Annotated in this window: 8 protein-coding genes and 1 riboswitch; of the genes, 3 read left to right on the plus strand and 5 right to left on the minus strand. The window is 73.4% G+C overall.

The genetic code is table 11. From position 1 onward, the window contains the following. Positions 1-936: hypothetical protein (locus RB146_09355; GenBank protein ID MDQ7829184.1), on the plus strand; the 936-nt coding region annotated here is incomplete at its 5' end. Positions 937-2,119: 1,183 nt separating this feature from the next. Here RB146_09355 and RB146_09360 read toward each other — a convergent pair. Genes RB146_09360 through RB146_09370 form a run of 3 tightly spaced genes read right to left on the minus strand, consistent with a single transcriptional unit; the run spans position 2,120 to position 5,369 of the window. Then, positions 2,120-2,332, minus strand: a complete 213-nt coding sequence (locus RB146_09360) for a heavy-metal-associated domain-containing protein (GenBank protein MDQ7829185.1) — start codon at positions 2,330-2,332, stop codon at positions 2,120-2,122. Continuing rightward, entirely contained in the window at positions 2,329-5,049 is a 2,721-nt protein-coding gene (locus RB146_09365; protein ID MDQ7829186.1) for a heavy metal translocating P-type ATPase, read from the minus strand. Before RB146_09365 ends, RB146_09360 begins: the two co-directional genes overlap by 4 nt. An 8-nt stretch (positions 5,050-5,057) precedes the next feature. Next, positions 5,058-5,369, minus strand: a complete 312-nt coding sequence (locus RB146_09370) for a metal-sensitive transcriptional regulator (protein ID MDQ7829187.1) — start codon at positions 5,367-5,369, stop codon at positions 5,058-5,060. Positions 5,370-5,535: 166 nt separating this feature from the next. Continuing rightward, a riboswitch (cyclic di-GMP riboswitch) is annotated at positions 5,536-5,611 on the plus strand. Between the two features lie 563 nt (positions 5,612-6,174). On the opposite strand from RB146_09370, the gene RB146_09375 reads away from it, so the two are divergent. Then, positions 6,175-7,119: a VWA domain-containing protein gene (locus RB146_09375; protein MDQ7829188.1), complete on the plus strand. Its 945-nt coding sequence runs from the start codon at positions 6,175-6,177 to the stop codon at positions 7,117-7,119. Between the two features lie 119 nt (positions 7,120-7,238). Beyond that, complete coding sequence (locus tag RB146_09380; GenBank protein ID MDQ7829189.1) at positions 7,239-10,925, plus strand: GAF domain-containing protein; 3,687 nt, start codon at positions 7,239-7,241, stop codon at positions 10,923-10,925. Between the two features lie 49 nt (positions 10,926-10,974). On the opposite strand, the gene RB146_09385 is transcribed toward RB146_09380, so the two are convergent. Together RB146_09385 and RB146_09390 are read right to left on the minus strand one after the other, a co-directional pair. Further along, on the minus strand, positions 10,975-12,051 hold the full coding sequence (locus tag RB146_09385; protein ID MDQ7829190.1) for an HD domain-containing protein: 1,077 nt from the start codon (positions 12,049-12,051) through the stop codon (positions 10,975-10,977). Continuing rightward, the coding region (locus RB146_09390; protein MDQ7829191.1) for a response regulator at positions 12,032-12,574 on the minus strand (543 nt) is incomplete at its 5' end. The genes RB146_09390 and RB146_09385, both read right to left, overlap by 20 nt.

Consider the following 12,574-nt stretch of genomic DNA (forward strand, 5'->3'; position numbering starts at 1 on the left):
CGGCCTGGCCGCCCGTGGCGCGAGGCCCACCTCCAGGGAGGGCTCGTCTGGGACCCCCTGCGTGCCGCCTCGGGACGTGGGGTGTTGGCTCGGATGACCGGGCTCTACGACGTAGAGATCCCCGACAGCACCGAGCTCTCACTGGTGAACCTGGAGTTCCGGAACCGCAACCCGCGGCACGCCTCAGGCTCGCTCTTCTACGGGATCCGGATCATCACCGAAGCGGACGGGATCGACGGGGCTGCGGGGATCGCCGTCGGGAACCGCGGCCGGGGCGACTACATCTACCTGGACGTCGCCGGGAAGGCCGGTCCCGCCCCGCGCAACAGTCCCACCGGTATTGGCATCGACCTCAACCGCCAGGGGATGGGGGAGAATTCCTCCACCCACAGCGGGTACGGCATCCAGATCTGGGACTGGAGTTTGACGGACGGCGGGGCGAACGGACCGACGGCGTTGCGGCTGCGCAAGCACCGCAATGCCAACACCGGTCATCTCCTCCTGTCGTTGGAGGGCAACCGGCACCTGATCCGGCTCTCCACCCCGGAAGGGCCCCAGTTTGACCCCGCCGCTCCCGTCGTGGAGCTCCGGGGGGCCAACGGCGCCTCCCGATGGACGGTCCACGCCGGTGGCCAGCAGACCTTCGGCCCGGAGGTCAGCCTGATCTTCACGCTCCCCGGTGGCCCCCCGGCCTCCATGCGGGCGGCTGACGGCTACCTGGAGGTGCGGGGCGGGGCGAGCGGCGTGCGTGTCGTGTCAGGCGCCGGGGGGCCAAACAGCGTACTCGTCCAGTTCAGCGACGGGGACCTCGCCGCCGACGAAACCGTGTTGCTGGTGCGGAGCCGCACCGGTGGCACCGTCACGGTCAAGCGGGTCACGCTCGGCCCTCCGGACAGCTGCGGACAGGGGTATCGCTGTCTTCGCGTCACAAATTGACCGCGGGCACACCGTCCGCGTACCTGCGCGTGCATGCGGGCCGGAGCCACGGTGGCGGCGATTCCTCTTGACGCCTGGTTCCCCCACCAGTTATCGGGGTATCCTGCCGATTCCCTCTTTTGTAGACCCTTGCAGGCCCCTTGCGACGCCTTACCCACCCGGCACGTGGTGGAGAGCTCCCTGCCACTGGAGACCCCTCCGCGCCGGATCTCTCACAACGAAATATCTTCGTTGTGAAGGGACCCCGTAATGTTTGGGGAGGCGGCCGATGTCTGGGGTGTGAAGTGGACAACTGTCCCGTGCAGACCGCCACAACGGTGGGATAAGCGTCGCTGGGCCCGACCGTTAGGTCATGTCACCCGGCTGCGGATCCTCCTGCGACTCCATCGAAGGTCACACGCGGTGACGGCCCTGGCCGTCGCCCTTGGCCTGGAGCAACCGCGAATCTCCCACCACCTCAAGATTCTGCGCCGCGCCGGACTCGTCACCGGGACGCGGCAGGGTCGGCTACGGGTCTACGCCCTCGTTCCGCATCGGGCACCGGACCGGCACGTCCTGCTGGAGGCCCTCCTTAACTCCTACCGCTCGCGTGTGGGACGCCTGCGGGCCAGCCGGGCGGCGCGGCCGCCAGGTGCGGCCGTGCCCGACCTCCGGCACGCCCGCACCTGCTTCGATCACCTGGGAGGACTCGCCGGAGTCGCGCTCCTGGCGGAGCTGGTCCACCGGGGATGGCTGGTCGAGCGTTCCGCCAGTCCAGCAGCCAGCGGGCCCGGGCCCATCCCTCCTGCATATGCGCTGACGACCCGAGGCATCACCCGGCTGCGCCGCCTGGGTGTGCACGTGCTGCGCGCCACCGTCGCTCTGCGGCGCTCCGTCGTCTATATCTGTCCGGATTGGGGAGCGGACCGCCCGCATCTTGGAGGGACGCTGGGGGCGGAGATCCTCATCGCCCTCTTGCAGGCAGGGGTCGTGCGCCGGGTGGCTACTGCGCGCGGTCTGGTCCTCCGCCGCTCCATCGCCGCCTGGCTCGATGAGGGGGAGCGCCCGCCCCGGCGACCGCCCTCGGCGCGCAGACCCCGGCAGCGGCCGCCGATGCCTGGGCACCGGAGCCCTCAGCCCTGGAGAGCACCGTTACGCCGAGAGCGGCGCGGCAGCTTTCCTAGCCGTTCCCCTATGGGGATGGCTACAGCGCGGCCGCTGGCGGGTAGCCGACGATGGCCAGGGCCTCCCGCAGGCGCTCCTCGGAGACCTGCGCGGGGTCGAACACGACGTCGACTTCCCGGCTCTCCGCCCGCCCTTCCACGCGGGTCACGCCCGGGAGGCGCTGCAGAGTCGCTGTGACCGTCGCCACGCACCCCTCACAGTGGATCCGAGGGATCTTGAACGTCCGCTTCATGAATCCTCCCTCCTTTCGGCTCTCCAGTGCGACTGCACGTCTCTCCCGTTACTCCGGTGGCTCCCCCTCCGCTGGCTCTCTCCACGTGGGCCTGGCTGCCGTGTGGCACCACCCCGCGCGCCCCCCGGCAGGGGCAAGGAGGGGGACGGGAGCGGGGCCGGCCGCCACCGCCGCAGCCGCAGGCTGTTGGTCACCACGGTGACGGAGCTCGATGCCATCGCCAGGGCCGCCAGGGCGGGGTTGAGCTGCCATCCCGTGAGCGGGAAGAGTGCGCCCGCGGCCACCGGGATGAGGGCGACGTTGTAGACGAACGCCCAGAACAGGTTCTGCCGGATGGTCCGCACCGTCGCGCGCCCGAGGTCCAAGGCGGTGAGCACCCCGCGCAGGTCGCTGCCGACCAGGACCACCTCGGCCGCCTCGATGGCCACGTCGGTGCCCGCGCCGATGGCGATGCCTACGTCGGCCTGGGCGAGCGCGGGGGCGTCGTTGATGCCGTCGCCCACCATGGCCACGCGCCGTCCCTCCGCCTGGAGCCGCCGCACCTCCGCAGCTTTGTCGGCCGGCCGCACCTCAGCCAGGATGCGGGCGATGCCGACGCGACGGGCCATGGCCTCGGCGACCTGGCGCAGATCGCCGGTGAGCAGCACCACCTCGAGCCCGCGGCGGCGCAGTGCCGTGACGACCGCGGCGGCTTCGGGCTTGGGCGTATCGGCGACCGCCAGCAGGCCAAGGAGGCGGCCGTCGGCGGCCACGTACACGGGCGTCTTGCCCTCGTCGGCGAGGCGCTCGGCCCAGGCCGCCACGGGCGCCGGTCTCAGGGGGAGACCCTCGCGCTCGAGCAGGGCGCGGGTGCCGGCCACGATGCGGCGGCCCTCGACCAGGGCGCGGAGGCCGGCACCGGGCACCGCCTCGAAGTCGTCGGGCTCCGGGACGGCGAGGCCCTCCTCTCGGGCGCGAGCGACGATGGCCTCGGCCAGCGGGTGCTCGGAGACCCGCTCGGCCACCGCGGCCAGGCGCAGGAGCTCCCGGAGGTCGACGCCGTCCACCGGGAGGACGTCCGTCACGACCGGAGTCCCGCGCGTGACCGTCCCCGTCTTGTCGAGGACCACGGTGTCCACCAGGCGCAGGCGCTCCAGGGCCTCCGCCGTGCGGATGAGCACACCCGCCTCCGCCGCGCGGCCGATCCCCACCATGAGGGCGGTCGGTGTGGCCAGGCCCATGGCGCACGGGCAGGCCACGATGAGGACGGCCACGACGGCCAGCAGCGCGTGCGTGATCGCCGGCGGCGGGCCGGCGGCCAGCCAGGCCACGCTGGCCAGCAGGGCCACCACGAGGACGGCCGGGACGAAGACGGCCGCCACCCGGTCGACCAGGGCCTGGATGGGAGCCTTGCTCCCCTGCGCCGCTTCCACGAGCCGGATGATCTGGGCGAGCGCGGTCTCGGCGCCCACCTTCGTGGCCCGGAAGCGAAACGCGCCGGTGCGGTTGACCGTCCCGCCGATCACCTCGTCCCCCGGCCCCTTCTCCACGGGGAGGGATTCGCCGGTCAACATCGACTCGTCGACGGCGGAGCGGCCCTCCAGGACCACGCCGTCGACGGGGATGCGCTCGCCCGGGCGGACGACCACCACGTCGCCCACCTGCACCTCGTCGGCGGGGACCTCCCGCTCCTCCCCATCCCGCAGGACCCGGGCCGTGCGGGGGCGCAGGTCCATGAGGCGTCGGATCGCCTCGGAGGTGCGGCCCCGGGCGAGGGCCTCCAGGTACCGGCCCAGTAGGATGAAGACGATGATGACCGCCGCTGTCTCGTAGTAGACCGCGGGCGGGATCCCGGCCGCGGTGAAGACACCGGGGGCCAGGGTGGCGGCCAGGCTGTAGCCGTAGGCGGCCGAGGTGCCCAGGGCGATGAGGGTGTTCATGTCCGCGCGGCGGTGGCGCGCCGCGGCCCAGGCGCCGCGGTAGAACCGCCAGCCGGCCCAGAACTGGATGGGCGCCGCCAGCAGGGCTTGCACCCGCCAGTCGGTCAGTAGCGGAGGGACCCAGATGGCGAGCCCCATGTGGTGGGCGCTGCCCCAGAGCACGGGGATGGCCAGCACCGCCGCCACGACTAGCCGCCGGCGCAGGTCCCGGAGCTCGCGACGGCGACGGCGGGCCTCGCGGTCGGCGTCGCGCGGCGCCTCGACCGGGGCGCGTAGCCGCGCCTCGACCGGGGCGGCGAGCGGCGGCGCCTCCGGCTCGTAGCCCGCCGCGCGGATCGCCCGACGGAGGTCATCGGCCGTGACCACGCCGGAGATGCAGGTGACGACGACCTCCTCGCTGGCCAGATTCACGGCGACGTCGCGCACGCCCTGGACCGCGCGCAGGGCCCGCTCGAGTGGCTCGCCCGAGGCCGCCAGCGCCAGGTCGCGCACCGGGAGGACGACACGCTCGACCGGCACCTGGTAGCCGGTCCGCTCCACGGCGCGGATGAGGTCCTCCAGCCCGGCCTGCGCGGGGTCGAAGAGCACGGCGGCCCGCTCGGCGGCCAGGTTGACGGCGGCATCGACCACCCCGGGGACCTGGCGCAACCCGCCCTCGACCGCCGCCACGCAGGAGGCGCAGCTCATCCCCTCGACCGGCAGCTCGATCCGCCGGCGGCCGGCGGGAGCGCCACCGTCCGGTCGGGGGCCGCTCGCAGGCGGCGCCGTGGGGGTGTGGGCTGGCGGTGGCGTCGTCATCCCCGGACCTACCGCCTGCCGCTGTAGGCGAAGACGTCCATGATCTCCTGGATGGTCCGCCGCCGCTCGGCGGGATCGCTCGACTGCATCGCCCGGCTGGCGCAGGTCTGCAGGTGGTCTTCCAGGAGCAGCGCGTTCACGCGGTCGAGCGCCCGCTGGACGGCGAGGGTCTGCCGCACGATATCGATGCAGTAGGCGCCCTCTTCGACCATGCGCTCGATCCCCCGCAGGTGGCCGACGATGCTGCGCAGGCGGACGAGGGCCTGCCGCCGCTGCTCGGGAGAGCCGTGCCCGCTGGATGGCGCGCGCGTCTCGGTCATCGCGTCCTCCTCGCCTATCCCTCCCCCCGGGGGAGGGGCTCCTCCCCATCTTCCCCCTCCGGGGAGGTCTCGTCAACGGCGCTCTGGGGCACATCGGGGGTGAAGGAGTTCGTCGAGCCGCCCCGAAGGAACACAACGGCTCGACGTCAAGCAAATAGCACGGGCACCCGCGAAATGGCACCCCGCCTGCGAGGGCGGTCCGCAAAGCCACGGGACTGGTGACAGTCAGCCGGGCTGCCGAACGGGAAGGCGCCGACGCCTTCTCCGCGGGAAGGCGTTTTTGCTTTCCCCGCTTTCCCGCGGAGGCGAGGCTGCGGCGGGCCGGGTGCTCCGGGAGCCCGACGATGCAGGGGCTCTTGTCGACATGGGAGTTCTGGGCGGGCGTCCTCCTCGCCGGGCTGGCGAGCCTGGGGACCCTGCTGCGGTGGACACTGTTGGGCGACGGTCGCACTCCGACTCCAACACGGCTCTCCTCGATCCAGTCCCCCCCTCACTTCCGGCAACCGCCACTGGCTCACGCGCATCCTGACGCGGCCGTCGCCCGACTCTTCTCCGACCCGCTTCCCGAGGCAGTCCCTCCCACCGACTCCACCGTCGCCTCCCCCTGACCGGCTCACCTCCGCCGGCCGATCGGTCCGGCCCCGGCCTCCCCGGACGCGCCCACGGCGGGACCGTCGCTACGAGGTTGAAGCAGGCGTCCCGGCCCCGACGACACGGGGGCGCGACACCCTGGGTAAGAGAGAGGCGAACCCCGCGGGGGGAGGCGCGGGACGGGGAGGCGTCCCGGTCCCGAGGTGATGGTGAGGTGTCGACATCCTTCCAGTTCCTGCGCCCCGACGTCCTGTGGGGTCTGCTGGTCGTTCCGGCCCTGCTCGCCCTGGCGGTGTGGCGGAGCCGCCACCCTGCAGCGACCATCCGGTTCCCGGGGACGGCAGCGGTCGGGGTGGCCGTCCGCCACGCCCACCCGTGGCGCCGTCACCTGCCCCTGGCCGCCTTCAGCCTGACGCTGGTCGCCCTGCTACTGGGTCTCGCCCGGCCGACCGTCGCCGTGCCGGTCCGCAGCCCACGCCTGAACGTGGTCCTCGTCCTGGACGTCAGCAGCAGCATGGACGCCACCGACCTGGCCCCCTCGCACCTGGACGCGGCCAGGGCGGCCGCCCACGCCTTCCTGCAGGCTGTGCACCCGCGCGTCCGCGTGGGGCTCGTGGCCTTCAGCACCACCGCCGCGCCCGTGGTGCCGTTGACCCGCGACCGGGGGCGCCTGCGCTCGGCCGTGAACCGGCTGGCCACAGAGAGCGAGACGGCGATGGGAGAGGGCGTGCTCGAGGCGTTGCGCCTGCTGCTCGGGGGAGCGGATCCCCTGGCCGCCCCGCCTCGGCCTGCCGAGCCGGGGCGGCGGGTCATCATCCTCATCTCCGATGGGCTCAACAATGCCGGGCGCGACCCCCTGGTGGCCGCCGACGCCGCCAGGCGGCACGGCGTGACAGTCCACACGGTCGGGGTGGGGACCAAGCGTGGCCCGGGGGGCGTGGACGAGGAGACGCTCCACGCCGTGGCCGAGCTCAGCGGCGGGACCTACCACCACGCCCCGACCGGCCGGCGGCTCTTCGAGCTCTACGAGCGGCTGGGACGTCGCCTGGGATGGGAGCGGCAGGTCGAGGAAGTCAGCGCGGTGCTGGCCGGTCTCGCCGCAGCGCTCCTCGTCGCCGCGGTGGCCGTCTCCCGGGTGCTGGCTCCGCTGGAGGTCTGAGCGTCCTTCCACGGGAGAGCTATGGGAACGCCCGGCGAGCCCTCCCGGCCGTACTGTCTTCAGACTTTTCAGAGGTCTAGCCCGTCTAGAGTTTTCTCCCTCCGGGCATGCTCCCGTGGATGATCCTCCAGAAGCCCTTTTCGTCTCTGCGGAGCTGGATTGCCGCAGTCACCGCCCTGGCGTTCCTCCCGGGGACCGCCCTGTTCCTCCTCGCGACAGCCGACCAGCAACGCCAGCTGATCCGTCACGCCCACCGGGAGGTCCAGGTCCTCACCGAGCATGCCGCCGGGGAAGTCCTCAACGTCCTCTATGCCACGCGGCAGCTCCTGGTCGACCTGGCTGCGGAGCTACAGACGATCAGGGCGCCTGCCGGCGAGTGCTCCACCCTGCTCGCCCGGCGCCTGGCCGCTTCCGCCGTCTACGTGAACCTGGGCGTGACCGCGCTCGACGGGCCCGTCCGCTGTCTTGCGCGTTCCGGTGACGGACGCGCCCCGGTGGATGCGGAGGCCATTCGCCGTGCCGTCGCACACCACGGCCTGGCCGTCGGACGCTATCAGGCGCCCCAGGCCGGGCGCCCCCCGGTCATCACGGTCGCCTACCCGCTCCCGGGCGGCTCCTCCCAGGTGGGCAGGCGGACCGCCCCGGCTGCGGTCTTCGCCCTCGTCGACCTGTGGTGGCTGAACGAGGTGGCGGCCGGGGTCCCCTTGCCGCCCGGAAGCGTCCTCACGCTCCTGGACCGCCAGCACACCGTGCTGGCGCGGTCACAGGAGCCGGGGGCCTGGATGGGCCGTCGGGCCCCCGACCCCGGCGTCCTGCAGGCGGTCGCGCAGGGACGACCCCAGGTCACCGTCCAGGGCGAGGACCAGGGCGGCCGGAGCGTCTTCGTGGGTCATCGCGCCCTGCGTGGTCCGACCGGCGACACCGAACTTGTCGTGGCGGTCACGGTTCCGCGCGACGCTCTGCTGGCGGAACTGCGCAGCCACCTGGTGCGCTCCGCCTTCGGGCTGCTGGCGGCCGCCCTCCTGACCCTGACCGCGGCGTGGCGGACGGCCCGCCGGGTGCTCGTCGTGCCGGTGGAGCGCATCGCCGGGGTGACGCGGCGCCTGACCACGGGTGACCTGGACGCCCGCACCGGCGGCGTGGCGGGGCCACGTGAGCTCACGGTGCTCGCTCAGGCCGTCGACGAGATGGCTCGCGCGCTGCAGCGCCGGGCCGACGAAGCCGAGCAGGCCGCGGAGGCGGCCCACGCCGCGGCGGAGCAAGCTCAGGCGCTGGCCCACACGGCCCAGCGCCTCAACGCCCAGCTGGACCTGCCCACCGTCCTGCGCGCTGTCGTCGAGGAGACCGCGCGGGCGCTTCGGGCGCCCGCGGCCAGCATCGCGCTCTACGACGAGGCCACTGACCGCATCGCCATCGCCGCCACGTACGGGCTCCCCCACGACTACGCCGCCCGGGCCGCGCCCCAACCGCGCGCCGTCCTCGACCGGCTGGTGGCGGAGAGCCACCAGGACCTGCTCCTTGTTCCCGAGGCCCTGGACCGCCAGGACCTGCCCAACACGGCGCTGCACCGCGAAGCGGGCGTGCGCACCATCGTGGGGGCACCCCTGCGCCGCGACGGCCACCTGGTCGGCCTGCTCACCGTCTACGCGCTCGGCATGCCGCGGCGCTTCCACCTCGAGGAGCTGGCCCTGCTGCGGGCGCTGGGTGATCTGGCGGTGCAGGCGATCGCCAACGCCACCCTCTACACCGACCACGTACGACAGCTCGAGACCCTCAGCGCCCTCTACGCCAGCGCGCAGAAGCTCGGGATCAGCCTCGACCTCCAGGAGGTGGCGCGCAGCATCACCCGCACCTGCGTGGAGGTCTTCGGCGTGCGCCTGGCCTGGATCGGCCGCGCCGAGCCGGACGGGAGCGTCAGGCTCGTCACCTCCTATCCGATCAGCAACGACTACCCCACGCGCCTGCGGATCCGCTGGGACGAGTCCCCGGAGGGCCGGGGGCCGACCGGCCAGGCCCTGCGTACGGGCTTCCCGCAGGTGTTCAACGACGTGGCCCGGGAGCCGCCGGAGCGGGCCTGGCGGGACCGGGTGCTGGCGCAGGGGTTTCGGGCGGCCGCGGCCTTCCCGCTGCTCAGCCGGGAGCGACCGTTCGGCGTCCTGCTCCTCTACAGCGACCAGGCGGGGTTCTTCACCGATGAGCGGGTGGGCCTCTTCCAGGCCCTGGCCCACCAGGCCGGCGCGGCGCTCGAGAACGCCCGCCTCTTCGCCCAGGCGGAGCAGCGCCTGCAACACCTCCAGGCCCTCCACGCGGTGGGCCTGGCCATCGGCAGCAGCGTCGACCTGGACGTCACCCTGGACGTCGTGCTCTCACAGGCCGTGGCGCAGCTGCGCGTGGACGCCGCCGCCATCCTCCTCTACCACCCCGAACGGCAGGTGCTGGAGTACGCCGCGAGGCGGGGGCTCCGGCCGGACCACCTCGTGGCCCCCATCGGGCTCGGGGAAGGGCTGGTGGGCACCGTGGCCGCCAACCACCGGGCGGTCTTCGTCGACGACCTCGGCCACCCCGACGCGCCGGTGCACCCCATCGCCGCCGTGGAGGGGCTGGTCGGGTATGCGGCGGTGCCGCTCGTGGCCAAGGGGGTGGTGCAGGGCGTGCTCGAGGTCTTCCGGCGCACGCCGCTCGTCACCGACGAAGAGTGGCGGGCCCTGCTGCAGGCTCTCGGAGACCAGGCCGCCATCGCCATCGACAACGCTCGGCTCTTCGACGCGCTGCAGCGGTCGCACCGCGACCTCCAGGAGGCATACGAGGCCACGCTGGAAGGCTGGGTCCAGGCCCTGGACCTTCGCGACCAGGAGACCCACGGGCACACCCAGCGGGTCACGGAGATGACGGTGCGCCTGGCCCGGGCCATGGGGATCGACGAGCCGCAGCTGGTCCACATCCGGCGCGGCGCGCTCCTCCACGACATCGGGAAGATCGGCATCCCCGACACCATCCTGCGCAAGCCGGGCCCGCTGACCGAGGAGGAGTGGGCGGTGGTGCGCCGCCACCCCCTCTACGCCCACCAGCTCCTCTTCCCCATCCCCTACCTGCGACCGGCGCTGGACATCCCCTACGCCCACCACGAGCGGTGGGACGGCAGCGGCTACCCCCAGGGCCTGCGCGGTGAAGCGATTCCGCTCGCCGCGCGCATCTTCGCCGTGGTGGACGTCTGGGACGCGCTGCGCTCCGACCGCCCCTACCGGCCGGCCTGGCCGGAGGACCGGGTGATCGCCTACCTCAGGGAGCAGAGCGGCAAGGCCTTCGACCCGCGGGTCGTCGAGGTCTTCCTTCGCCTCCTGGAGCAGCCCGGCCCGCGCTCCCTCGCCACCGGCGGCGGGGACGGAGGCGGCCACACCACGGGCGGAACCGGGAGCGGGGCACTGCCCGCGCCGTCACCCGCCGGCGCGGACGGCCGGGCCAGCGCTGAGGGGTCAGCCGCCGGTCAGTGCTCACGCACCGACCAGATCCAGGCGCCGAAGAGCAGGTTCACGATAATGGGAACGACGGCGGTCCGGGCGTCCAGGACGCCTTCCAGCCACCCGTCCAGGATGTATCCGGCCAGGGCGATGGCCCACACGGCGAAGACCCAGGCCAGCGTGCGCAGCCCCTCCAGGCGCCAGGCCGTGGCCAGCGCGGCCACACCCACGACGACCAGGCTCGTCCCCCAGGCCGAGAGGAAGACCGGGTGGGGGACGTACAGGGGGAGGACGGCCCGCGCCAGCGGCGAGGAGAGGAGCAGGAGGACCCCGGCGCTGATCGTGTAGAGCGCCCACAGGACGAGGGCCGGGCGCAGGCCCACCGTCTGCCGCACCATCACTCCCTCCCTGCCCCGCCCGCCGCGCCCATAGACGCGGGCCGGCGCCTGCCCATCGCCTCGGCCAGGGCACGCACGATGCGCGCCTCCCACTGCGTCCCCGCCCCGGCCTCGAGAATGGCCCACGTCTCCTCCTCGGTGCGGGCCGGGCGGTAGGGCCGGTCGTGCGTCATCGCGTCGAAGGCGTCGGCCACGGCCACAATCCGCGCCGCCAGCGGGATGGCCTCGCCGGCCAGGCCGTCGGGGTAGCCCCGGCCGTCCCACCGTTCATGGTGGGAGCGGGCGATCTCGGCGGCCAGCTGGAGCAGCGGCGAGCGGTGGCCGGCCAGGATGGCCGCCCCGATGGTGGTGTGCCGCCGCATCTGGGTCCACTCGTCCGGCGTGAGGGAGCCGGGTTTGAGCAGGACCTGGTCGGGGATGCCGATCTTCCCCACGTCGTGCAGGGGCGCGGCGCGCACGAGCAGCTCCACGGTGGCGGCCCCCAGGCCAAGGGCCTCGCCGATCCGCCCGGCCAGCACGCCCACGCGCTGGGTGTGCTCCCCGGTGTCGTCGTCCCGGAATTCGGCCGCGCGGGCCAGCACCTCGAGCGCCTCCAGCCGCGCTTCGTCCAGCTCCCGGGTGCGCTCCCACACCCGCGCCTCCAGCGTGCGGTTGTGCTCGCGCAACCGCTCGTGGAGGGTGCGGGTCTCCAGGAGGTTGCGGATGCGCAGCAGCACCTCGGTCGGGTCGAAAGGCTTGGTGAGGAAGTCCCGCGCGCCCCGGCCGAGGGCCTGGCGCTTGGCCTCGGCGGTGACGTCGGCGGTGAGGACCAGCACCGGCAGGTAGGTCTCGGGAGGGACGGACTCCAGGAGCTGCCCCAGCAGCGTGAGGCCGTCCACGTGGGGCATGTGCAGGTCGAGCAGCACCAAGTCCGGCTGGAACGCGGTGAAGAGGCCGGAGGCCTCGCGCGCGTCGGTCGTGCTGCGGACTTCCGTGGCCGGCGCCCCGCGGCGCAGGATCGCCTCGAGCAGCCGGACGTTGGCCTCCTGGTCGTCGACGATGAGGATGCGGGCGCCGTCAGGAAGGGAGGCCGACATGGCGGCCCTCGCGCCGTTCCAGTGCCCGGTCGAGGAGCTCCAGCAGGCGGCGGACGTCCAGCGGTTTGGTCAGGTACTCCTGCGCGCCCATGGCGCGCAGCCGCTCGATCTGGTGGGGGGTGGCGTCGGCGCTGATCACCACCACGGGGATCTCCCGGGTCTGGGGCTGAGCCTGCAGGCGGCGCAGGACCTCGTCCCCGGGCATGTCCGGCAGGTGCAGGTCGAGCAGCACCAGGTCGGGACGGTGCTCGCGGATGAGGTCGAGGCCCAGCCGCCCCTGGATCGCCGGCAGCAGCTCCACCTCGGGCCGATGGGCCAGGACGCGCTGGAGGAGTTTCAGGTTGGAGAGGTTGTCCTCGATGTAGACGATGCGGGCGCGCCGGGCGCCCGCGGGGCGGGCGGCTCCGACAGCAGACGGTTCCAGGGCTGGTTCCTCCGCCTCCGGCAGTTCCACCCAGAAGGTACTGCCCTGCCCCACCGTGCTCTCCACGCCCAGCGTCCCGCCCATCGCCTCCACCAGCCG

This window comes from Armatimonadota bacterium, from assembly GCA_031081585.1.
GTDB lineage: Bacteria > Sysuimicrobiota > Sysuimicrobiia > Sysuimicrobiales > Humicultoraceae > Geohabitans > Geohabitans tengchongensis.